The 24066-nt window shown below is 70.0% G+C and carries 21 protein-coding genes, 1 tRNA gene and 3 pseudogenes; 15 read left to right on the top strand and 10 right to left on the bottom strand.

From position 1 onward, the window contains the following. Positions 1 to 69: 69 nt before the first annotated feature. From ACWGJM_RS22385 to ACWGJM_RS22375, 3 genes are all read right to left on the bottom strand, one after another. On the bottom strand, positions 70 to 471 hold the full coding sequence (locus tag ACWGJM_RS22385; protein ID WP_453413436.1) for a DUF6009 family protein: 402 nt from the start codon (positions 469 to 471) through the stop codon (positions 70 to 72). After that, positions 468 to 1907, bottom strand: a complete 1440-nt coding sequence (locus ACWGJM_RS22380) for a DNA primase family protein (protein ID WP_453413527.1) — start codon at positions 1905 to 1907, stop codon at positions 468 to 470. Before ACWGJM_RS22380 ends, ACWGJM_RS22385 begins: the two co-directional genes overlap by 4 nt. A gap of 98 nt (positions 1908 to 2005) precedes the next feature. After that, positions 2006 to 3118 carry a bifunctional DNA primase/polymerase gene (locus ACWGJM_RS22375; RefSeq protein ID WP_453413435.1) on the bottom strand — a complete coding sequence of 371 codons (1113 nt, stop codon included), beginning with the start codon at positions 3116 to 3118 and terminating at the stop codon, positions 2006 to 2008. 659 nt (positions 3119 to 3777) lie between these two features. Here ACWGJM_RS22375 and ACWGJM_RS22370 point away from each other — a divergent pair. The 6 genes from ACWGJM_RS22370 (at position 3778) to ACWGJM_RS22345 (ending at position 9555) form a co-directional block, all read left to right on the top strand. Next, the gene (locus tag ACWGJM_RS22370) at positions 3778 to 4983 is read left to right on the top strand and encodes an NAD(P)/FAD-dependent oxidoreductase (protein ID WP_453413434.1); all 1206 of its coding nucleotides are present in this window, start codon (positions 3778 to 3780) and stop codon (positions 4981 to 4983) included. Beyond that, entirely contained in the window at positions 4980 to 5921 is a 942-nt protein-coding gene (locus ACWGJM_RS22365) for an RNA polymerase sigma-70 factor (protein WP_453413433.1), read from the top strand. The genes ACWGJM_RS22370 and ACWGJM_RS22365 overlap by 4 nt, the downstream gene beginning before the upstream one ends. Positions 5922 to 6058: 137 nt before the next feature. After that, positions 6059 to 6352 carry an acyl carrier protein gene (locus tag ACWGJM_RS22360; protein WP_453413432.1) on the top strand — a complete coding sequence of 98 codons (294 nt, stop codon included), beginning with the start codon at positions 6059 to 6061 and terminating at the stop codon, positions 6350 to 6352. A gap of 169 nt (positions 6353 to 6521) precedes the next feature. Further along, on the top strand, positions 6522 to 7784 hold the full coding sequence (locus ACWGJM_RS22355) for an AAA family ATPase (RefSeq protein ID WP_453413431.1): 1263 nt from the start codon (positions 6522 to 6524) through the stop codon (positions 7782 to 7784). Beyond that, on the top strand, positions 7781 to 8887 hold the full coding sequence (locus tag ACWGJM_RS22350) for a ParB/RepB/Spo0J family partition protein (protein ID WP_453413430.1): 1107 nt from the start codon (positions 7781 to 7783) through the stop codon (positions 8885 to 8887). Before ACWGJM_RS22355 ends, ACWGJM_RS22350 begins: the two co-directional genes overlap by 4 nt. A gap of 179 nt (positions 8888 to 9066) precedes the next feature. Next, entirely contained in the window at positions 9067 to 9555 is a 489-nt protein-coding gene (locus tag ACWGJM_RS22345) for a carboxymuconolactone decarboxylase family protein (protein WP_453413429.1), read from the top strand. Positions 9556 to 9588: 33 nt separating this feature from the next. On the opposite strand, the gene ACWGJM_RS22340 is transcribed toward ACWGJM_RS22345, so the two are convergent. Then, entirely contained in the window at positions 9589 to 9846 is a 258-nt protein-coding gene (locus ACWGJM_RS22340) for a hypothetical protein (protein ID WP_361813425.1), read from the bottom strand. 824 nt (positions 9847 to 10670) lie between these two features. On the opposite strand from ACWGJM_RS22340, the gene ACWGJM_RS22335 reads away from it, so the two are divergent. From ACWGJM_RS22335 to ACWGJM_RS22325, 3 genes are all read left to right on the top strand, one after another. After that, positions 10671 to 11732: a bifunctional DNA primase/polymerase gene (locus tag ACWGJM_RS22335; protein ID WP_453413428.1), complete on the top strand. Its 1062-nt coding sequence runs from the start codon at positions 10671 to 10673 to the stop codon at positions 11730 to 11732. Next, positions 11729 to 13249, top strand: coding sequence for a DNA primase family protein (locus tag ACWGJM_RS22330; RefSeq protein ID WP_453413427.1), 1521 nt, complete (start codon positions 11729 to 11731; stop codon positions 13247 to 13249). Before ACWGJM_RS22335 ends, ACWGJM_RS22330 begins: the two co-directional genes overlap by 4 nt. Positions 13250 to 13442: 193 nt before the next feature. After that, positions 13443 to 13826, top strand: a complete 384-nt coding sequence (locus ACWGJM_RS22325) for a DUF6009 family protein (RefSeq protein WP_453413426.1) — start codon at positions 13443 to 13445, stop codon at positions 13824 to 13826. A 24-nt stretch (positions 13827 to 13850) separates the two neighbouring features. On the opposite strand, the gene ACWGJM_RS22320 is transcribed toward ACWGJM_RS22325, so the two are convergent. Further along, the gene (locus ACWGJM_RS22320) at positions 13851 to 15104 is read right to left on the bottom strand and encodes an MFS transporter (RefSeq protein ID WP_453413425.1); all 1254 of its coding nucleotides are present in this window, start codon (positions 15102 to 15104) and stop codon (positions 13851 to 13853) included. A 53-nt stretch (positions 15105 to 15157) separates the two neighbouring features. Then, entirely contained in the window at positions 15158 to 15904 is a 747-nt protein-coding gene (locus ACWGJM_RS22315) for a helix-turn-helix domain-containing protein (RefSeq protein WP_453413424.1), read from the bottom strand. Between the two features lie 245 nt (positions 15905 to 16149). Between ACWGJM_RS22315 and ACWGJM_RS22310 the strand changes: the two genes are divergently transcribed. Beyond that, positions 16150 to 16812, top strand: coding sequence for a DUF4097 family beta strand repeat-containing protein (locus ACWGJM_RS22310; RefSeq protein WP_453413526.1), 663 nt, complete (start codon positions 16150 to 16152; stop codon positions 16810 to 16812). A 65-nt stretch (positions 16813 to 16877) separates the two neighbouring features. On the opposite strand, the gene ACWGJM_RS22305 is transcribed toward ACWGJM_RS22310, so the two are convergent. Beyond that, a tRNA-Gly gene (locus ACWGJM_RS22305) sits at positions 16878 to 16950 on the bottom strand. Between the two features lie 125 nt (positions 16951 to 17075). Here ACWGJM_RS22305 and ACWGJM_RS22300 point away from each other — a divergent pair. Together ACWGJM_RS22300 and ACWGJM_RS22295 are read left to right on the top strand one after the other, a co-directional pair. Beyond that, positions 17076 to 17237, top strand: a pseudogene (locus ACWGJM_RS22300) (telomere-protecting terminal protein Tpg); the annotation flags it as partial. Between the two features lie 1020 nt (positions 17238 to 18257). Beyond that, positions 18258 to 18908 (top strand): hypothetical protein, encoded by a 651-nt coding sequence (locus tag ACWGJM_RS22295; RefSeq protein WP_453413534.1) that lies wholly within the window; start codon positions 18258 to 18260, stop codon positions 18906 to 18908. Positions 18909 to 19071: 163 nt separating this feature from the next. Here ACWGJM_RS22295 and ACWGJM_RS22290 read toward each other — a convergent pair whose 3' ends face one another. Next, entirely contained in the window at positions 19072 to 19740 is a 669-nt protein-coding gene (locus ACWGJM_RS22290) for a response regulator (protein WP_453413423.1), read from the bottom strand. Beyond that, on the bottom strand, positions 19737 to 20843 hold the full coding sequence (locus ACWGJM_RS22285) for a sensor histidine kinase (protein WP_453413422.1): 1107 nt from the start codon (positions 20841 to 20843) through the stop codon (positions 19737 to 19739). Before ACWGJM_RS22285 ends, ACWGJM_RS22290 begins: the two co-directional genes overlap by 4 nt. A gap of 212 nt (positions 20844 to 21055) precedes the next feature. On the opposite strand from ACWGJM_RS22285, the pseudogene ACWGJM_RS22280 reads away from it, so the two are divergent. Beyond that, positions 21056 to 21610 (top strand): annotated as a pseudogene (locus ACWGJM_RS22280) (rhomboid-like protein); the annotation flags it as partial. A 129-nt stretch (positions 21611 to 21739) separates the two neighbouring features. Here the strand turns inward: ACWGJM_RS22280 and ACWGJM_RS22275 are convergent. Beyond that, positions 21740 to 22357: pseudogene (locus tag ACWGJM_RS22275) on the bottom strand (IS256 family transposase); the annotation flags it as partial. A 253-nt stretch (positions 22358 to 22610) separates the two neighbouring features. On the opposite strand from ACWGJM_RS22275, the gene ACWGJM_RS22270 reads away from it, so the two are divergent. Both ACWGJM_RS22270 and ACWGJM_RS22265 read left to right on the top strand, forming a co-directional pair. Continuing rightward, entirely contained in the window at positions 22611 to 22814 is a 204-nt protein-coding gene (locus tag ACWGJM_RS22270; protein WP_453413421.1) for a hypothetical protein, read from the top strand. Positions 22815 to 23357: 543 nt separating this feature from the next. Then, positions 23358 to 23591, top strand: a complete 234-nt coding sequence (locus ACWGJM_RS22265; protein WP_453413420.1) for a hypothetical protein — start codon at positions 23358 to 23360, stop codon at positions 23589 to 23591. Positions 23592 to 24066 lie beyond the last annotated feature (475 nt).

Genomic DNA, 24066 nt, shown 5'->3' with positions numbered 1-24066 from the left:
TCCCCAGTACCCAGCACGTCACAAGCACCGCACAGGCCGGTCGGTCCCCTCCCAGACCTCCGGCCGACCTCACAACGGCAGTGAGATCCCCCGCCCCCGAGCCGTCGACGACGGCGGGCCGCCCTCCGACCGCTCGGTCTTGCGCCCCTTGCTGCCCGGCGCCAGCGTGCGCGGATCCACCGCCTCAGCGGGTGCCCCGGTGGCGTACAGCCCGTCGGGGACGGTGTCCCTGTCGTGCGGCAGCAGCCAGAACACCCGGCGGCGGAACGTTCCCGAGGACCGCGACGGCTTGGCTCCCGGACCGAGCAGGGCGTAGCCGACCATACGGCCGTTGCGGTGGTAGGCGGGCCTGCCCCGACGGGTGGGCAGTCGGTCCAGGCTCTGGCGTACGTAGTCCAGTTCGCCGATGTCCTCGAGCCAGACGAAGTCGACCTCGTGGATGATCTCGTCCTCTTCTATGAGGGCGCTCATGGTGTCTCCTCGTCGGCGACCAGTCCGATGCCCGGGTAGTACTTGCGCTGGTTGGACAGGATCATCTCCTTGGGCGACGCAAGTCCCACCACTTCTCGGACCCGTGCCGCGAAGGCCCGGGACGAGACGGCCGGGGCGCCCTCATTCTGACACCACGTCTTGTAGACCGCGTAGAGCTGTGCCTGTTCCGCCCTCAGATCCGCCCCGAGCCGGCAGGACTCGGCCAGGAACCGCCCGGTGTGGTCCTCGGTCTCCGCGTACGCCGTGGTGGCGATCCGCACCCGCTCCGGACCGGTGAGGTTCTTCTCGCCGCCCAGATAGCGGCGGGCGCCCAGGATCAGCCAGTTGAGGATGCCGGGGCCCTCCTCGGTGACAAGGATGTCCGCCAGGTTGTCGATCTTCCGGTCGTCGGAGACCACCCGCTCGAACGGGATCAGCCGCATCCGGCGCCAGAACGCGAAGCCGCCGGTGCCCACTTCGGGCCGGTGGTTGCCCAGCAGCCACAGCTTGTGCGTCGGCTGGAAGCTGAAGAAGTCCTGCCGCATCCGCCGCGCCTTGATCCGGTCGCCGCCGGTCAGCAGCTTCACCCGCGCCTCGTCGAACCGGTCCCCCGGCTTGACCTCGCTGCACACGATGACCCGCCGCCCGTGCAGTTCGGCCAGGTCGGTGGGGTGCCCCTCGTAGGGCCGGGCCATCAGGAAGCCGGGCGGGGCCGCGTCCGCGTAGTCCCCGACCAGCTTCATCAGCACGTCCAGCAGCACCGACTTGCCGTTCTTGCCGGAGCCGAACAGAAACGGCATCACCTGACCGCCGACGTCCCCGGTGATGGAGTAGCCCAGCAGCAGGTGCAGGAAGTCGATCATCTGCGCGCCCTCCGGCCCGCCGCCGAAGGTGTCGGTGAGGAACCGGTCCCAGCGCGGGGTGGGCATCGCCTGCGGGGCTGCCGTGGTGGAGCGGGAGTGGAAGTCCTTGTCCGGGTCGGGCGTACGGATCAGACCCGTGCGCAGGTCGACGACCCCGGACGGGGTGCACAGCGCGTACGGATCGGCGTCCAGCCGGGCGGCGTTGAGCACCATCCCGGGCGCGGACCTGGCCTGCGCGAGCATGGCGTTCATGCCACTGGTGCTCAGCGCGCGCCGCCGGTGCTGCTGGAGCGCGGCCGAACTGTGCACCCCTCGCGGGTCGTTGGTCGCCAGGGACTCCGCCAGGTCCCCGGCGGCCCACATCACGGTGTCGTCCTCGTCGATCTGCCAGCGGGTGCTGTCCCAGCGGTACCAGCCGAGGCCGGGGACGTGCCGGTAGTCGTTGGAGTAGAGCTTGACGAACAGCTTGGCGTTGCCGCGGTCGCTGAGGGTGTCGGGCAGCAGTCCGTCGGGAGTGGCCTCTCCGTCCCGTGCGCCCGCCTCCAGCCGGCTCTCGCTCGCCTGCCGGGGCATCTGCGGACCGCGCCGGGCGAGGATCTGCGCGGCGACCGCCTGCGCGTCGAAGAGCGTGCCCTCGTCCCTGGCCTCGAAGAGGGCCTTGTCGTCGGCGGTCACCCACGGCCTCCCGGGGACAGCGGGCGCAGCCGGCCCGCGCTCAGACCACCTCGGATGATGGCGCGGTAGCGCCGCTCCTGTCCCGGCCGGGCATGCTCCGCGGCCTCGGTCAGCACCTGCTCGGCCTCCTCCTCGGCCAGGTGCCCGGCGGCGACCAGGCCTCCGGCGGTGTACGCGGCCCGGTTGAGCTTCTCGGAGAACCCCGCCCCCTCGGGTACGGCGGCGCAGGCGGCAACCTCGGCCAGTACGGCGGCCAGGGCCCGGCCCGCGGCAGCCTGCCCTCCCCCGGCGGCCCGCACTGCCTGCCGGGCCCTTGGGGGCACCGGGCGCGGCACCGGCACGTGCTCGGGCGGCAGATGGCCGGTGCGCTCCAGCTCGCGCGCCAGCCAGCCCGGTAACGGCACCGGTTCAAGCACCGCCCCGACCGGCTCGTACACCCCCGCCTCGGTCACGGTCCCCGGCGCGACGATGTACCCGCCGTGCGCCCGTACGTCGACCTGCCAGGCCAGTGAACGCCCGCCGCCCGACCCCGCGGAGCACTGCCAGCGCTGCCCGCCGTGCGCCCGGTACCAGACGTGCAGGCCTCCCGAAGGGGTGCGTACGCGCAGGGTGGTCGTGTCCTCCGCCGGGCTGCGCTCGCCGCGCAGGGCGGCCAGCACGCCGAGGGTGTGGAAGCCGTTGGCGAGCCCGGTGAGGTCGATGTCCGCGGAGATCTCGATCCCGGGCAGCAGCCGGTCCCGGTCGGGCAGCGCCTGGGCGTGTGCATCGACGTCCACGACCACCAGCCCGGCGGGGCCGCAGGCGATCCCGACGCCGAAGCGGGGGTTGGCTCCCCACCACTGCTCGATCCGGGCGTAGTCGAGGGTGGCCGCGTGGAAACCGTGGCACCAGCGACCGGCGGCCGGGCAGCCGCAGCCCCGGTGGGTGTGCCCGGGCGTACGGCAGGCCTCGCAGTTGCCCGCGGGGGTCTTGCGCCCCGGTGCGAGCGGGTGCACCGGCCAGCCCCGGCCCGCGCACCACCGGGCGGTCGCCAGGGACCGGCCCGCGTCCTGCGCTGCGGGGGGCGACTGCCGTGAGTCGCTGCGTGAAACCCGCAGCTCAGGAGCCATCCACATCCCCCACCAGCGACCGAAGCGACTCAACGATTGAGACAGATTAGCGAACCACAAAGACAGAAGGGGACACACGGGAAAACAAAAAACACCCCTGTACCGGCCATTGGCGCGCCAGCGACCGAACGCCGAATGCCCCCCAGCGACCCAAGCTCCTTCGGTCGCTGTCCCAGTGGTTCAACGAACCCGCAGGTCACAGGGTACGTACATGCCCAGACAGCGACTGAAGCGACTCAAGGTTCCTATATATGACGCGCACACGCGCACGCGCACGCACGCCAATGTCTCCATATACCCGGACCTTCAGTCGCTTCAGTCGCTGCCCCCCGCCCAACTCCCCTCTGACCAGGCGTTTTTCTCAGCGACCCAAAACGCTCCGACCTCCCTTCGGTCGCTCCCCTTCAGTCGCTGCCGCGCATCCGAGTCGCTGACACCGCGCCGCAGCGACTCAAGCGACCCTGAAGCAAAGCTGAACCCGCGCCCCCGCCCTGCCCCCAGCCAGGCGCCGTCGACTCCGCCGCACGGTCGCTTCGGTCGCTTCAGTCGCTTCCGCCGCCGCCCACCTGGTGACGCGGGTCACACCGAACCCATGTCACGGACAGCCGGGCAGCTCCCATCTGGTGGTCGTCGACAGCGACTCGAGGAAGGCGCAAACGATGAGCGCACAGCAGGGAACCGGCCCGGCCACCCCCCACCGCGTCCTGATCCTGGGAGCGGGCTACGCGGGCCTGTCCGCGGCCGTCCAGCTCGCGGCCCGGGTCAGGCGGCACGAGGCCGTCCAGGTGACCGTGGTCAACGCCCAGGAGCGGTTCACCGAACGCATGCGGCTCCACATGACCGCGACGGGGCAGCAGCCGGCCGAGCTGAGCATCCCGGAGCTGCTCGCCGGCACGGGCGCGCGGTTCGTCCGCGGCTGGGTGACCGCGGTGGACGCGGACGCCAGGACCGTACGGATCGACGACGACCGGGAACTGCCCTACGACACGCTGGTGTACGGCCTGGGCGGCGTCGCCGGCACATCGGCGGTACCGGGCGCGGAGGACCACGCCTACACCCTGAACAGCGCCCAGGAGGCCGAGTTGCTGGCCGACCGGCTGCAACGGCTCGGCAGCGGCACGGTGGTGGTCGCCGGCAGCGGCCTGACCGGCGTCGAGTCGGCCGCCGAGATCGCCGAACGCTTCCCGCAGCTGGACGTCGTCCTGCTGGGCCGGCAGGAGCCCGGCGCGTCCATGACCCCGAAGGCCAGGGCCTACCTGCACTCCGCCCTCGAGCGTCTGGGCGTCCGGGTCCTCACCGGCGTGGAGATCGTGAAGGTCCTGCCCGAGGTGGTCGAGCTGGCCGGCGGCGAGAGCATCCACGCCGACGCGGTGCTGTGGACCAGCGGCACCCGGGTCTCCCCGCTCGCGGCCGCCGCCGGGCTGACCGTCGACGAACGCGGCCGCATCGTCACCGACACCGCCCTGCGCTCGGTGTCGCACCCCCAGGTGTACGCCGTGGGCGACGCGGCGGCGATCCGGCAGGGCTACGGCGTCATGCACGGAACCTGCCAGGGCGGCATGCCGGCGGGTGTACACGCCGCGCTGTCGATCCTGCGCACCCTCAAGGGCAAGCAGCCCAAGCCGTTCCGCTTCGGCTACTACCACACGCCGGTGAGCCTGGGCCGGGACGACGCGGTCGTGCAGTTCACCCGCCCCGACGACAGCCCGCGGCGAATTCACCTGACCGGCCGCACGGCGGCCCGCTATAAGGAGACGGTGACCGCCTCCCCCTGGCCGACCTATGGCCGTATGAAGAAGATGCCCGCCTCGGGCGCGTTCTGGCCGCGAGGCGGCCGCTTCACCCGCATCCGGGGGACCCGGTGACCCACCCGCCCGCCGACCCCGGCCAGCAGGTCTTCCAGCAGCACGGCAGGCTGCTCTTCTCGGTGGCCTACCGCCTCCTCGGCACCGCCGCCGACGCGGAGGACACCGTCCAGGACGCCTGGATCAAGTGGTCGGGCGCCGACCGTTCCCAAGTGGCCGACCCCAAGGCCTACCTGACCCGGATCGTCACGAACCTGGCCCTGGAACGCCTGCGCTCCACCCGGCACAAGCGCGAGACCTACGTCGGCCCCTGGCTCCCGGAGCCCATCCTCACCGCCACCGGCCCCACCACCGACACGACCGACGTCGCCGAGACCGTCACGGCGACCGAGTCGGTGTCCATGGCGATGCTGGTCGTCCTGGAAACTCTCAGCCCCCTCGAACGCGCGGTCTTCGTGCTGAAGGAGGTCTTCGACTTCAGCCACGCCGAGATCGCGGAGGCGGTAGAGCGTTCCGAACCAGCGGTACGCCAGGCCGCCCACCGCGCCCGCGAACACGTACGGGCCCGGCGCCCCCGCTTCACCGCCGGCCAGGCCCACCGCCGCGAGGCCACCGAGCGGTTCCTCGCCGCGGCCACCGGGGGCGACATCAACACCCTGATGGAACTGCTCTCCCCGGACGTCACCCTGTGGACCGACGGGGGCGGCAAGGTCCGTCAGGCACTGCGCCCGGTCATCGGTGCCCAGACGGTGGCGTCCTGGTTCGCCGCCATCGGCACCGTCCCCTACCAGGGCGTGGCCCCCACCGAGATGAAGACCGAGCTCGCCGAGATCAACGGCGGCCCGGGGCTGCTGTTCACCGGCCCCGACCGGGTCATCGCCACCGTCACCTTCGACTTCGGCGCCGACGGCCGCATCACCGCCATCCACAACGTGGCCAACCCGGACAAGCTCCAGGCGGTCACCACGGGCGCCACCCACGACATCGGAAGGCCGTGAGCTATTACGCCGTAATGGCTCACGGCTCCCTGCGCCGTGGCACGCGACCCATTACGGCGTAATAGCGCGGCTCAAGCGCCGTCCGTCAGGCTGCTCGCGGAACCGCGTCACTCCGGTAGCCGGAAGGAAGCCCGCCGATGGCCTCAGCACCGTGGAACCCGACGTTCGAGACCATCCTCCAGCGGTGTCTGCCGGGTCTGGGCAAGGACGGGACTCCCGCGGCCGACGAACCGCTGGAGATCTACGAACTGGACTCGCTGGCCCTCATCGGAATCGTCAGCGAGCTGGAGTCGGCGTTCGGCATCAGCCTCACCGGCCAGGTCGTCGTGCCGGTCCGCACCCTGACCGCCGGTCAGCTGTGGGACATCGTCTCCGCCGCCCGGCCCGCCTCCCCCCGGCCGCAGGGCCCCAGCCCCTGGGCCATCGTCTGACGCCCCTCGCCCCTCTCCCCCACCCGGCCTATTACGGCGTAATAGCCCGGCGGCCACTCCCCCTCCGCTGCCGAGCTATTACGCCGTAATAGGCCGCCCCCCAAGCCAACTTTCCCTTACTAACGTGTCAATGGCAGCTTTCGATCATGGACGTTAGTAAGGTAGCCCCATGAGTTCTCCAGCCACCTCCAGCGACCGCGAGAAGGTCGTGTCCAAGCTGCCGGGATGGCTCCGGCAGGACCTCAAAGTGAGGGCCGCCCAGCACGGCCTCGAGATCCAGAGCGCCGTAGAGCAGGGCATCGCCGCCTGGTGCGACCTCGCCTCCGCCCTGGAAAACATCGACACCTCCGGCGCCGACTCCTTCTCCACCTTCCTCCCCCAGGGTCAGTGGGACACCTTCAAGCAGACCGCGGCCGACCGCGGGGTCTCCCTCATCCAAGGTCTCGCCCAGTCCGTCAAGCTCTGGCTCGACACCAACCCCGCCCCCGACGTCGTACGACCGGCCGTCACCCGGCGCATCATCGTCTGCAACCAGAAGGGCGGCGTCGGCAAGACCGCCATCACCGCCGGAACCGGCGAGGCGATGGCCGAGGACCCCAACAAGCTCTACCCGGTCCGTGTCGCCAAGCAGCTTGTCGCCGCGCTCCGCGCCGTCGAAGCCACCGACACCACCGGCCAGGACGGCGACCCCCTCGACATCGAAAGCGTCCCCGGCCTCGGCATGCGGGTCCTCCTGGTCGACTTCGACCCCCAGAGCCACCTCACCAACCAACTCGGCGCCGCCCCCCTACCGATGAACGGCGACAGCCTCACCAACCACATGGCGGGCGACCCCAAGGGCGATCTGCGCGACCTCGTCGTCTCCATCGACGAGGACAACTTCGGTGGCCGGCTGCACCTGCTGCCCGGCTGCAACGACGCCTTCCTCCTCGACGTACGCCTCTCCGCCGTACGGGCCAGGGAAGCCGCCCTCGAGCGGGCCCTGGCCCCCCTGGAGCCCTATTACGACGTAATTCTCGTCGACTGCCCGCCCAGCCTCGGCCTGAGCATGGACGCCGCCGCCTACTACGGCCGCCGCCGGGACAACGAGAAGCCCGGCCAGTCCGGCGCCCTCGTCGTCGTCCAGGCCGAGGACAGTTCCGCCGACGCCTACGAGCTCCTCACCACCCAGATCGAGGACCTCCGCGGAGACCTCTCCCTCGAGATCGACTACCTGGGCATCGTCGTCAACCTCTACGACGGCCGCCGCGGCTACATCGCCACCTCCTCCCTCCAGGGCTGGGTCGACATAAAGGACCCACGAGTCGTCGGCCTCATCGGCGATCTGAAGGAGCAGAAAGAGGCAGTCCGCGTGAAGCAGCCCCTGCTGTCCTACGCCCCCAAGTCCCAGCAGGCGGTCAGCATGCGCGCCCTGGCCCGGGAGATCTCATGACCAAGAAGGCCGACCAGCTGGGCGCGGGCCGCTTCGGCAGCTCCGCCCGCCCGGTCAGCGCCCGCCGCGCCGCGGTCGCGGCGGCCACCGGAGTTCCCACGGACGGCGTCGCCCCGCCCACCGAACTCCCCACCCACCGCATCAGCCTCAACCCCGACAACCCCCGCTCCACCCTTGGCGACCTGACCGACCTCGCGGGCAGCCTCGGCACCCACGGCCAGAAGCAGGCGATCACGGTCATGAACCGCGACACCTACATCAAGGCCAACCCCGACCACGAGGCCGGTCTCGAGCCGGACACCCACTACGTCGTCATCGACGGCAGCAGCCGCCTGGCCGCCGCCCGTGAGGCAGGCCTCGACACCGTCAAAGTCATGGTCAGCGACGACCAGGGCAGCACCTCCGAGGAACTCCTCGAGTCCGCCCTGGTCGCCAACATCCACCGCCAGGACCTCGACGAGCTGGACGAGGCCAAGGCTCTCAACCGCCTCCTGGCCATTCACGGCAGCCAAACGGCCCTCGCCAAACGCCTCCACCGCTCCCAGGGCTGGGTCTCCCAACGCCTCGCCCTCCTCAGCCTCACCCCCGAACTCCAGGCCCGCATCGGCCAGGACCCCATCGACCTCCTGCGCGCGGTCGGCAACAAGCCGGCCGAGCAGCAGGAGAGCGCCCTGGAGGAACTCAAGGCCGAACGGGCCCGCAAGGAAGCCGAGAAGCCCGCCCAGAAACCCGGCAGGCGCCCGGCGGTCACGTCCGAGCCCGAGCCCCCCGCCCATTACGACGTAATAGAGGAAGCACCTTCCGGGGATCCGATCCCAGAGGAACCAGCCACAGCGCAACCAGTGGTGGAGCAGCCGGTGGTGGAGCAGCCGGAGGTCGGGCCCCCGGTGGGGGAGCACCCGGTGGGGGAGGAACACGCCACCACGGTCCCCGAGCCCCGCACCGACTCGGCCGCTCCGCCCAAGCTCCCCTACGACGACGGCGCCTTCCTCGCCCTGCACCTCATCCGCAAGATGACGGACACCGAGTTCGACAAGATGCTGCGCATCCTGAACGAGCACCAGGCGCAACGCGTGCCCGCCGAGCAGGAGCCCCAGAGCTGACCCCGACACTATTACGGCGTAATAGCCCGCTCAGCGCTCCCGCGCCACACTGCACTAGGCCCCGGCAATCCGCCGGGGCCTTGCTGCATGCCGCGCAGAACTCCTGCTGTCACATCTGCGTCGCTCGGTCCGTCAGTGCAGTGAAGACGCCGACCAGGCCGATGTGAAGGAGTGCAGTCATGACGAACACCTCTATCTCCCGTATGCCGAACCCGGGTGAGTTCGTGCCCGAGCTGAACGACATCAGTGCCGCCCTGTTCCGGGCCACGGGGAACCGCTCGGTGCCCCGCACCACGATGAGCCTTGTCCACCTGCGTGCCGGGCAGATCGTCGGCAACACCTACCTGACGGTTCTGAACACCGGCTTCCTGCGCAAGGCGGGGGAGTCCGAGGAGCGCATCACCGCCGTGTCCTCCTGGCAGGACGCCCCGTACTTCACCGATGCCGAACGTGCCGCCCTCGCCCTGGTGGAGGCCACGCTCCAGCCCGCCCCGCACGGCCGGGAGCGTGTCACGGACGAGCTGTACGCCGAGGTGGCCAAGCACTACGACCAGAAGGCGCTGGCCACCCTCACCATCGCCATCGGCCAGATCAACTTCTTCATCGCCCTGGCCGTCATCGGCAAGCCCCAGCCGGTCAGCTCCCTCGCGGACGAGCAGTGGGACTGACCAAGCCGGGAAAACTCGCCCGTCTGGCCTGCGTCACGCATCCAGACGGGCGAAGGCCTCCCGGAAGGCGGGGACGCGCTCGGCGGCCATCTCGTAGCGGACGGCGCGCTGCCAGGAGGGGTTGGCGGGGTCGTAGAGCGGTGTGATGGGTGCGGGCGTGCCCTCTGGCCACCAGCCGTCCCGCACGCCGCGCGGCACCGCCCGCGACAGGGCGATGGTCGGGCCGCGCAGTTCGCCGTTGAAGTGTTCGCGTAGTTCGTCGGCATCTTTCGAGCCGTCGGCCTGCACCACGAGGCGGGCGAAAGTACGGGCGCCAGCGGTCAGCGAACGCAGGTAGTGCTCGGCCCGGTCGACGGTCCATTCCGTTCCGGCGGTGACGATCAGCTCGTGGCGATGCTCGGCGAGCAGAGCGAGCAGCCTGCGTTCGAATTCAGCGGAGGCACCCTCGATCGTAATCCTCAGGACAGCTCCCGGTGGATTCTTGCCTTGTTCTTCCCGTTCTGCACGAGGGTCCCAGCCGGCGGAGGGTCCGTCAAGTAGGGACTGTGCCCGTAGGGACTGTTCTCTCGTTTGGTCCCTGCGCTTCAGTCCCTCCGTGTTTTAGCAGGTCAGAGCGCTGCGACAGCTCCAGCAGGGACTGAAGGGACTCAAACTCCTAATTATCACGCGGCTACGCCTCTCGTTTCGTACGCGCGGGCGCGTGTGACACAGTTTCAACCTCAGCTCATAATTAGAGATTTGAGTCCCTTCGGTCCCTCGGCGGGCCGGGATTTCCCCGCTGACCTGCGGTTTTTCCCAAGGGACCAAAGGCACTCGTCAGCCCCTCCGGCGGGAGAGCTTTAGTCCCTCCCCTCCACCGGGTCTGGATCAATCCCCCATTTCGGACGCGGGCGCGGACAGGGACCCAAGGGACTGAGCGACGGATACAGCGGCACGCCTACCAGCTACCGGACTCCCGCCTCACCACGACCTAGACTCTCTTCCCGAAGTACAGTCCCTTCGGTCCCTGAGGTGGTGTCATCCACCCGCTCGGACCGGCGCTTTTCCGTAGGGACCGACCCGAAGACCGAGAGCTGACGAGGACGAACCGCGTGCCGCGCCATGGTGAGACCCGCATGCCTGTCGCTGTGGACAGGTCGGTGCCGCCGCATGTCGTAGCCCGCTGGTGCGCCGCGCAGGGCTGGCCGGTCCACCCGCTGGCCCCCGGGCGCAAAACGCCGGCTGCGAACTGCTCTCGGTGCAGGGACCGAAACCACCACCCGAGCACGTGCCTGTGCTTGCCCCAGGGCAGGCCGTGCCACGGTTTCCATGCCGCGACCACCAAGGTGGAGTCCATCGACTCCTGGTGGGGCGAGCAGCCGTCAGCGGGCGTCGGTGTCGCCTGCGGCCCGGCCCATCTGATCGTCATCGACATCGACGCGCACCGGGCACCGGTCCCCGATCGGGGACGGCTCCTGCCGGGGATCCCCATCCCCGAAGCAGTGAACCTCAACGGTCTGGCATCGGGTTTCGACACACTGGCGCTGCTCGCGGCCTACCGCCGGCAGCCCGATCCAGCCCTGGACGAGACCACGTTGCGTGTCCGGACCCCCTCGGGCGGCCTGCACGTCTGGTATCGCAATCCCCGCCCGGAACGGCGGTTTCGCTGCTCGACCGGCTCCAGCCCGAAGACGGCCCTCGCCTGGCAGGTCGACGTACGGGCCGAGGGCGGCTACATCATCGCCCCCGGCACCCGTACCAGCGGCGGCACTTACCAGGTTGAGGGCCACGCCCGGCTTCCCGCGCCGCTTCCCGCATGGCTGGAGGACGAGCTCGTTCGAACCGGTCACGTCATTGAGCTCCCGCCCGCCCGACCCGCGGCCGCGATACCCCGTCCCCGCGGTCGCGGTGCAAGGCGCGCGGCCGCCCACCGCGTTCTCGCCCCGCTGCTCGAGCAGGTCGCCGCGTGCGCGGCCGCCCCGGAGGGCACCGCGTTCACCGAGAAGCTGAACCGGGCCGCCTACACCGCCGGAGGTCTCGTCGCGGCCGGTCACCTCGACGAGGCCGCCGCCCGTGACGAACTGCTTCGGACGGCCAACGAAGCCCGCCCGGCACAGCCTGCCCGGAACGAAAAAATCATCGATCACGGCCTCGCCGCAGGGGCCGCCCACCCGTTCCACCTCGAAGGACGACCATGAGCGCCGACACGCCGCGTTTCGATGCACAGGCCGCCGCTCAGCAGATGCTCGACCTCGAGGCGGCCACACAGACCTCCAAGCTGCTCCCGGCACAGGCCACCGCGGCCCCAGCAGCCTTTCCGCCCTCGCCCGGGCTGCTGCCTCCGTCCCTGTCCGACCGCGGGAACGCCCGGCTGTTCATCCAGCTTTACCGCGACCAGTTCCGCCACGCGGAGGGGCTCGGCTGGTTCGTGTGGGGCGGCTACCGCTGGAAGCGCACCGGCGGCGAGAAAGCAGCCCTGTGGGCCGCCGGCGAGATGGCCGAGGACATGCCCACCACCGACCCGCACGGCATCTTCTCCGACCGCGATCTGGCCCAGCACAAGCGACGGACCCTGTCGACCACCGGCATGCAGGCCCTGCTCACCCAGGCCAAGGCCTCCCCGGACCTGTCCGTCGACCCCGACATCCTCGACGGCGACCCCTACGCCCTGTGCACCCCGGCCGGCGTCGTCGACCTCTTCACCGGACAGCTGCGCAAACCCGACCCCGCACGCGACCTGCACTCCCGGGCTACCAGCGTCGCCCCGCAGGCCATGGACACCCCGCGCTGGAACCGCTTCCTGGCCGACACCTTCGGCGACGACGCCGAGGGCCGGGAAATGATCGCCTTCCTGCACCTGCTGCTCGGCTACTCCATCACCGGCGACGTCGGCGCCCAGGTCCTGCCGTTCCTCCACGGCGAGGGCAAGAACGGCAAGAGCGTCCTGCTCGACACCATGATCCAGGTTCTGGGGGACTACGCGGACGCCGCCCCGCCCGGCTTCCTCATGGACCGCGGCGCCTACGCCGAGCACTCCACGGAACTGACCGAACTGCACGGCCGCCGCCTGGTGGTGTGCAGCGAACTGAAACCCAACGACAAGTTCGACGAAGCACGGGTCCGGCTCCTCACCGGCGGCGACAAGATCAAAGCCCGCCGGATGCGGCAGGACTACTTCTCCTTCAGCCCCACCCACCACCTGTGGCTGCTGGGCAACCACCGCCCCGAAGTCTCCACCGGCGGCTTCGCCTTCTGGCGCCGCATCCGCCTGGTGCCCTTCACCCGCACCGTCCCCGCCGAGCGCCGCATCGACAACCTCGCCTTCGAACTCGTCCGCGACGAAGGCCCCGGCATCCTGCAATGGCTCGTCGAAGGCGCCCGCCGCTACCTCACCACCCGCGACCCCCTGGAAGGCCCCGACCGGGTCCGCATCGCCACCAGCGCCTACGCCAACACCGAAGACCACATCGGCCGCTTCCTCGCCGAATGCTGCACCCGCGACACCGACGGCGACAGCGAACTACGCGTCGAGCAGGGCCTGCTCTACACCGAATACAGCTCCTGGTGCACCTCCGGCGAAGGCATCCGCCCCGCCACCCCCCGCACCTTCGCCACCCGCGTCAGACAGGAAGTCGGCCTCAACTCCCCCGCCGACATGATCAAATCCAACGGCCGCAAGTACTACCCCGGCATCGCCCTGGAGGCCGGCGAATGACCCACCACGCCCCCGCCATCGCACCCGCGGCCCTACGCCGACACCACCGACCGAACTACCATGGAGTCCCGGCCCCGCACCCGGCGGCCCCGCCCCGCTCCACCGCCACCCGGCGCACCGAGCACCGCACCACATACGCACGCCAGGCCGCACCCCGCCCCGGGGGCCGGCCGATGAAGGAGGGGCTACAGCCATGAGCTCGCTGTTGGACGCAAGCGAGATCACCCACGAGCAGGACGTGGTGTGGCTGGAGGACCCCGGCAAACTCCACTACGTCCGCCAGGCGATCGACAAGACCCCCCGCCGCAACAACAAGCCGCGCTACGCCCGCGACGGCCGGATGATCGGCTATGCCGTCCTCGACGACCAGGCCGAACCCGACCCCGACAGCGGCCTGTACCGCCGGCGCGTCTTCTTCCTCCTCCCCCACGACCGGGACAGCCAGCCCAACGGCCCCTACGCCGTCGGCGCCCCCGGCGAAGCCGTCGACCCGAGCACCATCCATCCAAAGAACCCAGGAGCGAAAACAGACCGCTCCCAGGGACGCACCACGGCCATAGCCACTACGGCCCCGTAGCGGCCCGCCCCACGCGGGCTGTCGCTACCCCCCTGCCGGAACGGGTTCGGGGACGGGCTCGGCAGGCAGCCGGCGGATCGCCCACAGGTCGGGCACGGCGAACAGGACAACCGATGCCACGACGACGAGAACGGCGCTCCCGAGCAGAACGGGAGCCGCCCCGGCCGAGGTCGCGGCCAGGCCGACGACGAGATAGCCGAGCGGAACAGCCATGAGCTCACCGACGGAGCTGAACGAGGTGACCCGGCCCAGGACCTCGGCTGCGAGCTGCTGCTGGAGCGCCGTGGTCCAGCACACGATCGACAGATCCAGCCCGATCCCCGCCAAGGCCGCGGACACCGTGAGGACGGGAAGACTTGGCTTGGCGGCGAGCACGAAGAGCGGCAGCGCCAGCGGCAGACCGGTGGCCACGCAAGCGACCATCAGCCGTTCCGGCTTCCACCGCAGGGCTATGAGGCCGCCCAGGAGGAGCCCTGCCGAGAAACTGCCCTGCACGGTGCCCCAAGCAGCGGCGTTCAAGCCGTGGCTGTGGAGGACAAGGGGGCCCAGGAGCTGGTATCCGCCGAGCCACAGCGCGACGACGACCGTGCCGGAAAGCGTGTAGGACCACAACCACGGCCGCTGGGCGAACTCCCGCCAGCCGGTGCGGAAGTCGTGTAGCACCGATGTGCGAGGACCGGAGCTCGCGGCCTGGGGCACGGCCAGACGTGCGCACAGCAGGGCCGCGGTGGCGAAGCTCGCGGCGTCCCAGCCCAGCACCCACTGGGAGCCGGCCACGGCGACGATCCCGCCTCCGACCGCGGGAGCGAGGATCTTGATGAAGTTGGTGGGAAGCCGCAGCAGCACATTCGCTTCCTGCAGTTCCCCGGCCTTCACCAACTGCGGCAGCAGACTGTTCATCGCAGGGGTCATCAGCGCGTTGGCGCCGCCTGTGACGGCGGCCAGCAGGGCCACGCGAGCGGTGGAGGCCGCATCCGTGGCCACCAGGACGGCGACACCGGCCTGTGACAGCGCAGCCACCAGATTGCCGACCACGATCAGCCCCCGACGAGAGACCCGGTCCGCAACCACGCCTCCCACCAGCAACAACACAAGCTGCGGCAAAGTGTTGCCCGCAAGCACGATCGCCAGGGCGGTCGGCTCGGCGTCGAACCCGAGCACGGCGAAGGCCAGCGCGACGGGAGCCATGGCCGAACCACTCGCCGAGATCAGCCTGGCCAGCAATAAGTTCCGGAACGGGCGATTCCCCAAGACGGACAGCGAAGCGCGAAGATCCATCCGCCGGACCTTACTACTGCACCGCGGCCCCCGGTGCACGGATGGTGCCCGACTTATCCCTGGGCGGTGTCATCTGAGGCCGTTTCGGTTTCGGTTCTGGTGTAGAGGACCTCGCGCCCCTGCTCCGCGGCGCGGATGAGCGCTTCGCTGACGAAGTCGAGGAAGCGGGCGGCATTCTCGAGGCGGGCGGCGGCGGGGGTGCCGCGGCCGAGGATGTTGACGCCCTGCCGTGCGGTCTCGATGAACTCGTCGTTGGACCGGGCGCTGCGGATCATCGACTGGTACCAGAGGTCGTCGTCGACGACGTAGCGCTCGCGGCGGCGTTCGTCGCGTTCCCGGCGGACGAGGTCCAGGCCCTCGAGGAACGCGATCGCTTTGGAGATGGACGCCGGGCTGACCTGGAGGCGCTGGGCGAGTTCGGAGGCGGTGAGGGTGCCGGCGTCGGTGGTGTAGAGGCAGCCCAGCACCCGGGCCATCATCTTGGGCAGGCCCGAGGTCATGAAGACCGTGGTGAGGGTCTCCTGGTAGTCGCGCACGGCCTCGGCGTCGCGTCCATAGGCTTGCGGCAGCGCCTGCGCCCCTGAGGGCACGGCCTGCCTGCGCCGGCGGGTGCGCTGCTGGGTGGCCCGGTGGGCCAGGTCGGCCCGGTAGCCGGTGGGGCCGCCGTTCCGCGTCACCTCACGCGTGACGGTGGAGGTCGGACGCTCGAGCCGGCGCGCGATCTCGGCATAGGCCAGCCCGTCGGCCAGCCCCACCGCGATCTGCTGACGCTCCTGCTGGGTGAGCCTGCCGCCCGGCATCACGCCCCCCTTTCCTGCCCCACGAGGGCTTCTCGGTGTCCCTAGACGCCTCCACCATAGCGTTCATCTTCAGTACATTGCAACGCTCAACAGTCTCAGCGTTGCGTTAAACGAGAGAACGTTGCAATGATTATCGCGCCATGACCTGCATAAATGCCACTCTCAAGCAAAATAATCATTGCGTCTATCTGGAAAGCAACGTAGCGTTTCCATCATCCGAAACACAGGCCGCAAGGGAGAGCATGATGCAGAAGTTCGACACCCCCGCCCCGATCTCCGCCGTCCTGAACATCCCCGCGGGACGCGTCCAGCTCATCGCCGCAGACCGTGCCGACACCGCAGTCGAGGTCCTGCCCGCGAACGCCGCGAAGGGCCGCGACGTGAAGGCAGCGGAGCAGACCACGGTCGAATACGCCGACGGAGTCCTGCGAATCGAGTCTTCGGCGAAGAACCAATACCTCGGCCCCTCCGGATCCATCGAGGTGACGGTCAAGCTGCCCGCCGGTTCCCAGATCGAGGCCAAGGCGGCCAGCGCCGAATTCCGCACCGTCGGCCGCCTCGGCGACGTCACCTTCGAAGGCGCGTACCACCAGATCAAGATCGACGAGGCCGCGAGCCTTCACCTCACCGCGGTGGACGGTGACATCGAGGTGGGCCGCCTGGGCGGTCCCGCGGAGATCAGCACCGCAAGGGGTGACATCCGGATCACCGAAGCCGTACGCGGCGCGCTCGTGCTCCGCACCCAGTCCGGCGACATTTCGGTAGCCGCCGCCACCGGCGCCTCGGCCACCCTGGACGCCGGCACCGGCCACGGCCGCATCAGCAATGCCCTCAAGAACGACGGCACCACCGACCTCGAAATCCGCGCCACTACCTCCCACGGCGACATCACCGCCCACACCCTCTGAAGCATCAGCGTGGAAGAAGACACGAAAAACCCCGCCCTGGCGAACGCAGGGGCGGGGCTTCGTGTTGGAGCGCCGGGCAGGCCTTGCACCTGCATTTCCCCGCAGGAAGCGGGGCGTCTTTCCTTGGACCACCAACGCATTGAGCTGTGTTCGCTGTTGGGCGACGAGCTCAAGATCTACTATACAGCACTCGTATCCGTGACCTGATCCTCCCCGGTCCTGTTTGCCTTTGAGAGGCATGGCGGGGTGAGTGAGGGGTCTGCGTGGTGGATGTCGGGGACAGTTTGGATGAGGCGGATGCGGAGCACTTCACCCGCCCGTTGCCGAGGTCGGCGCAGGCGCAGATGCGTTTCCTCGTGCGGCAGTTGAAGGGCACACGTCCGGTAGCGGTCCTGCTGGGCATCTCCCAGCGCACGGTGGAGCGTTCCTTGTCCCAGACGCGGCCGATGACCTCCTGGCCGTCGGGCCGGGTGTACGCCCCGGAGAGCCAGCCGGTGAGGATGGCGTACGGGTCCGGGGCGTGGGTCGGGGAGTTCATCCCGCCACTTTATGAAGCCGGTGCCGTGGTGCCGCGGGTGGCGGGGTGCAGTGGGTGCAGGTCAGGCTGGCCCTCGGGAAGTATCGGAGCGGGAATTGGCGGTAGCGGGACGGTCTCGGATCCGGTTTGATGACCTCCCCGGCCACGGGCTGAGCAGCACGGTGGGCGGGACGAATAGTCGAGCGAGGGGGGATCGGGATGTTGAAGTGTCAGGGCAAGCGGTGCAACAACCTGGCGCGCTCGAAGCCATACCCGGAGGGCTACTTCTGCCGACAGTGTCATCGCGAGTTGACCGGCATCTCGGTAGCGACGCGACATGCACCACCGTCGCTTCGAGGTACTGCAGCACGCGCGGCATTGGAGTCGAAGACGCCTGAGCCGTGGTTGCGTCCAACCACTGGGGAGAAGGCGTCGACGATAAAGCCGGTGGGGCCGCTGCCGAAGCTGAGCCCGGGATGGTGGGAAACCAACGACCGCTGGTAGACCGCTACCCCTGATGGGCCGTCGTCGGCCGGGCGCCCCGCCGCCGGGGCCGTGCAGGGCGCCGGCGGTTAGCGTCGCGTGGTGCGGGGGCCGGTGCCCACGAGGCGACCGGTCTGCGCCCAGCTACCGTCCTGGGGCACCTCGAAGCTGAGCCTCCATGGCCTGTGGCTTCTACTTCACAGTCGGCCCAGAGCCGTGTATGCGAGCCCAACGACGCAGCGCCGCTGAACAGGGCTGAGGCCGCGGTTGGCTTAGCTGGGCTGCACCGTCACGGCCTGGTCGGAGCCGCGCACCTCGTATGCGCGCGGGCGGTGCGGGTCGCGGCGTACGAAGCCCTTGCGCTCAAGTGCCTCCGAGTGCGCTTGACCGTTCCGGGCGCCATACCGAGAGCGGCGGCCGTCTCGTCGGTGGACATCTGCTCCCAGTGCCGCAGCACCACGACGCTGCGCTGCTGGGGTGCCAGCATCTTCATGATGTCCATCAGCAGCGCGCGGTCGGCGTGCTGCTCGATGGAGTCCTCGACGGGGGAAGATTGCTGATCGTGGCGACCACGCTGGAGCTGCTGCGTGAGCACGGCCCGGCCGGGCCCGCGTTCTGGCGCTTCGGCTGCGAGGACCGGCAGAAGCTTTGGGACGCGATCGGCAACCCTCGCCGCGATGCCGCCCTCGCCCGCCGCGCCGGAGACGCGCGGCGCCGTCTCGCGCAGGAAGCGGCCGAACGCGAGGCTCAGCGTCCGGTGTGCGCCGCCTGCGGGACCAAGTTCACCGAGTTCACCGACGACCGGTGGAAGGACAGCATCGCGGTCGACTGGGGCCGCGGGGACAGTCACCCGCACCTGTGCGACGACTGCAAGACCCGGGCGCTCGAAGCGGAGCGGCAAGCGGAACAGGCCGAACGCGAGCGCCAGGAGCAGGAGCGCCAGGAGACGGAGGCGGCGCCGGCCTCGAAGGCCGCCGGCTGCTCGGACGCTGGCGCAGCTGACCCAGGCAATCCATCCGGCAGCGCGAGGGCTTGCCCAGGCGGTCCTGGGCAAGCCCTCGTTGTCGGTGGCGGCTGCGAGGTTGGAGAGCATTGACAGCGACGATGAGCAGCTGCTGCGCGGCCGGATCTACGGAGCCGACCACGACCATCCGGGCGCGAAGCCGGGACGGTGCTACGTCGAACTGGTCGGCGGGCCGCTGGACAGCCTGCTGCTCTCCTCTGAACTACCTGAGCGACCGGGTCCTGCTGGTCCTGCTTCACCGATGTGCGGGCCCGGCCAGTCCGCTTTCGTAGGCGGCGATGACGAGTTGGGCCCGGTCCCGGGCCCCCAGCTTCGTCAGCAGATGGCTGACGTGGGTTTTGACCGTGCCAACGGTCAGATACAGCTCGGCTGCGATTTCGTTGTTGGACAGGCCGCGTGCGATCAGGCTCAGCACGTCCCGCTCGCGGCCGGTCACCCCGTCCAGGGCTTGGGTGACCGGGCCGGGGTAGCCGGGGCGGCGGACGTAGGTCTCGATGAGTCTGCGGGTGACGCCGGGTGCCAGCAGCGACTCCCCGGTGGCGATCACCCGCACGGCGTCGATCAGGCGTGCGGGTGGAGTGTCCTTGAGGAGGAAGCCCGCGGCGCCTGCGCGGAGCGCCTCGAAGACGTACTCGTCCAGGTCGAAGGTGGTGAGCACCAGGACGTGGACGGGCACCGGAGAGGGGCCGCCGAGCAGCGTGCGGATGGCCTCGATGCCATTGAGCCCGGGCATCCGGATGTCCATCAGGGCTACATCGGGGCGCAGTTCGCGGATCACCCTGACCGCCTGGATCCCGTCGGCCGCCTCGCCGACGACCTGGAGATCGTTTTCCGACTCGATCAGCACCCGGAACCCGGCACGCACCAGCGTCTCGTCGTCCACCACGACGACCCGCACCGTCATGCGTCCTCCAGATCGGCGCCCACGGGGAACTGGGCTGTTCGCTCGTCCGTGGCGTACGGCAGCCGGGCGGTGACACGAAAGCCGTGCGGCGAGAGCGGTCCCGCGTGAACCTCGCCGCCGTAGAGGGCGGCGCGTTCCCTCATGCCGGTCAGGCCGTGGCCCTCGGTGACCGGGGTGGTCGTGCGGCCGACCCCGGCATCGACGACCGTGAGAGCGACCTCGCCCGGCGCGTAGGCGACCGTCGCCCGGGCGTGGCTGGTGCGGGCATGCTTGACGACGTTGGTCAGGGCTTCCTGCACGATGCGGTAGGCGGCGCGGTCCAGACCTCGGGGCAAGGCGTGCGGGTGACCGCTGATCGTCAACTCGACCTGGACACCGGCCCGTCGGGTCTGTTCGAGGAGCGTGTTGAGGTCGTCGAGGCCACCGGGCAGCCATTCGGCACCGTCATGATCGCGCAGGACACCCAGCAGTGAACGCAGCTCTCCCAGGGCTGCCCTGCTCGTTGTCTCGATCGCGGAGAGGGACCTCGCGGCCTCATCAGGTCGGCTTCCGATGACGTGGTGGCCGACGCCCGCCTGGACCGCGACGATGCTCAGGCTGTGCGCGACGACGTCGTGCAACTCCCGGGCGATGCGCATGCGTTCCTCGACGAGGAGGAGCTGCGCCCGCTCTTCGGCCTGCTCGACCAGGCCTCGGGTGTAGGCGCGGCCCTGTCTGGTGGACCATCCGATCGCCCAGGCGGCGGCCTCGACGATGAGGCTTTGACTCATCCCCGGCCACCCCCAGTAGTCGTGCCCTGTTATGCCCTGCATAGGGATCATCAAGGCGAGTTGTGCGGCTCCTGCTACCGCGCTCGCGTACGCCGCGACACGCGTGGGTCGGGCGACCGCCACCCCGTACACCAGCAAAGCAGTCGCCAGCACCCCCGTCAGGCTGAGCGCGCCGTCGGTGGCCATCACCACCGACGCCACCGCCAGTGCAGGCAGTGGCAGCAGCCGCCGGACGGCGACGGCCACGCCCAACGAGCACGTCAGCACGGTCTGCCATGCCGGCCAGCCCGTGCGATGCGTGCCAAGCGTCCACCACAAGACGTTCGACGCCATCAGGACCAGGGCCAACAGCACATCCAGCCCGACCAGCTGAGTTGGCGTCAGCCTCCTGGCATAGGACGCCGCATCATGCCTCACCATCATGCCTCGCACGCATCCGACCCTAGCCGGGAGGGCGATCATCCGCCTCTGTCCAGGGACAGAGATCAGCCGGTCATTCCGTGGCCAGATCCGCGGGGCGGGCACCCTCTGCCAGGGTCGGCCACATGGATCTCTCCCGGACGCCCGCCCGCCGATGGCTTTCCCCTGTGCCCTGGGGCTTCGCCCTGCTCGCCGCCGCGTCGTCCCTGACGTACGGCGATGATCACGCGGTGAACGCCTGGGCGTCGACCAACCTGGCCAATATGGGCGATCATCCTGTGGAGGCGCTCATCGCCTCCGCCTTCCTGTTCGGCGCCGACCCCTGGGCCTGTCTGCGCAGCATCGCCCTCGCCGGGGCCGTGCTGGCGTTTCTCGTCATCCGGTTCGGTAACATGCGGGCGGTCGCGCTGATCGCGGCCGGCCAAGTCCTTGGCACACTGGTGAGCGAAGGGCTGCTGGCAGCGCGGATCGCGGCGGGCCAAGCAGACCCGGCTCTGCGTGCGACGCTGGACGTCGGCCCGTCCTATGTGATCGTCTCGGCCCTGGCCGCCGTGGTGGCAGCGGGGGCCCGGCGGTGGCACCGATGGACCGCGCTCGCCGCGCTCGCGGTGCGCGCACCGCACATCACGAGCGGCCTGACCACGCTGGGGGTCACTCCCGTCGGCCACGTGACAGCACTGTTCACCGGCATACTGCTGGCATGGCGTCTGCGGTCGTCCGACGCCCGCCACCGCTACCTGCACCGACTGACGTTACGCGCAGCGCCGCTTCAGACCGGACTTGGCGCCCTCGCCCCCGTCGCCGGCTCAGACGCCGAGGGTGTCGCGGGTGCCGTCCGCGGCCACCGCTATCACCACGTAGATTGGGACGGTTTGCGATCTACCCGTCCCTGATCTCGACGTTGATGGCGTCCACGAACAGGACCGGGTAGACGCGGTCGAGGGGGCGGTTCTGCCATTCGGCCATGCCGTCCATGACTTCATCAGTGATCGTGGAGATGGGCTGCTTGGACACCTCGGCGCCGTACACCTCGGCGAGATGAGCCGAGATCTCCCCGTGCGTGCGTCCCTTCGCAGACGGTGACAGCACCATCTCGTCGACGCCGCTCAGGCGGCGCTGCCGCTTCTTGACGATCTGCGGCTCGATGCTGCCGGCGGTGTCGCGGGGCACCCTCACCTCGACCGGGCCGACGTCGGTCAGCACAGTCTTCGCCCGGGTGCCGTTGCGGCTGTTGCCGTCGTTCTTCCCGGCCGGATCATGCTCTCGTAGCCGAGGTGATCGGTGATCTCGGCCTCAAGGGCGGACTCCAGCACCCGCTGGGTCAGCATCTGCAACAGCAGGCCTTCGCCGGTCAGTTGCAGGCCCTCGCTACGGGCCCGGTCAACCAGCATCGCGACGAGCTGCTCGTCCGACGCGGCCGACGGCATCGCACCACCCGCCGCCTCCTCCACGGACTCGTGCTCGATCGTCTCGCTCACTTGGCGTCTCTCCCTGGCGCGGTAGACGCGCCCCGCCCGATCCATCCCTTGGCGGGGCGGCGCTCTCCGGCCTCGCCGGCGCGTTCCGTGCCGGTGTCAGTCGCGGTCGAAGGCGCGCAGCGCTCGGGCGGCCTGCCTGTACCAGTGGGCGCGGTGCGAATCGGCGGTGTCGGGTTTCGGACCGAGGGCGACCACGGGGTCGATGATGTCGTACGTCAGCCTCCAGGTCTCACCGGCCCACCGCAGGCACTCCGTGTTCCTGGGCGCCGGGACGCCGCGGCGCCTAGGAGACCGCCAAGGAGCCCCGCCCGAACGAGTCGTGGCAAGCGGGCCACTGCCGCCGTTCGAAGAGGCCACCGTGCCGTACGCGGTCGCGATAGGTGATCACGTGCCGTCGCTGCTCTGACGCAGCCGCAGGTCGATCGGGACCCAGGACCCCCGCTGCTCGGTCGGTGAGGGTGCGCTTCGGTACGGCGGTGACCAGCCGGACCCAGCGCTCTGCCAGGTCCGCCGTTGCCCCGTCCCGAGTCGTGCGCCGTGGGCCGGGCGTGCCGGCAAGGCGGCCGGTCCAGCCATTGCGCCCGGAGCGGGAGGTGCCGCCGTAGGTACGTGACCGAGGACCGTGTCGCTGCTGCGCAAAATCCACCAGTGGTTCTCCCGGTGCTCCGGGTGACGCACCAGTTCCGCGGCGTCGACGATGGCGCGGGCCTTCTCCTGCGCGAGTTTCTGCGGCCGCGGCTCGACGCCCTGGGGCCTGGCCGTCACCACCGAATCATCACGTGATGCTTTGGTGGTGGCGGCAGCGGCCGCGCCGGCCGGTGCCGCCGTGGCGGCGGTCCGGTCCCGGCCGGCGGCCATGTCGAGGACGGCCGCGGTCGGGGCGGCTTGGCAGCCGGGAGCGCCGTGCAGGGCCTGTTGTGCAGCGGGGGCGGCCTGGTGGGCATGGGCCGTGAGAACGGCCGGGACCCCACGCCACTACGCCGAGGTCGAAGTCGTCGACGGTCCGGCCGGCGGTCAGGGCACCGGCCAACCGCCGGGCGGCGAGTGCGAGCTGATCGGCGAGCTCCAGCGCGGGCACGCCGTCGTACTGGGCGAGCAGGCCCTGGGTGTCCCTCGGGGCGAGGCGGTACGCGTCGCGCTGCTGCTGGCGGGCGCGATACGCCTTGGCCTGGCAGGCACGTGAGCAGTACCGGCGGGCGCGCGGGCCCCGCTGCGTGGGCAGGTCTGCGCCGCACACCAGACACGTCGCCATGGAGAGCCCTCCCTCCTCAAGCATCACGTGACGCTTGTCGAGCACGGCACCACTGGGAGCCCGATCACCACGTGACGATTGAGTCCGGGTTCGTCACGCGCGGCGATCTGCTGGAACACGGACCTGGCACAAGGTCAGGCACCCGCATTTACTGCGGCCAGGCCAGGAGCCGTCCAACGGATGTGACACCAAACTGCACTCTCTGCCTGGTCCCTACTCGACCGCCTTGTCGGGGTGCCAGGCTCGCCGTAGGCGACCGCGTAGCGGCTTGGCCCCGCGGCCGCCGCCGGGATCGTCAACGTCCAAGTCCCGCCTGCCCCCGTCCGCGGCAAGCTCCGCGAGTGCGTGGTCCTGCGACTCAGCGGCTCCAGTCGCCAGACGCTGTTCTGCGTGTCCGCGCAGCAAA

Source organism: Streptomyces sp. NPDC054834 (assembly GCF_053611185.1).
The sequence above is the reverse complement of the archived record's forward strand: the minus strand, read 5'-3'. Positions and strand labels throughout refer to the sequence as shown.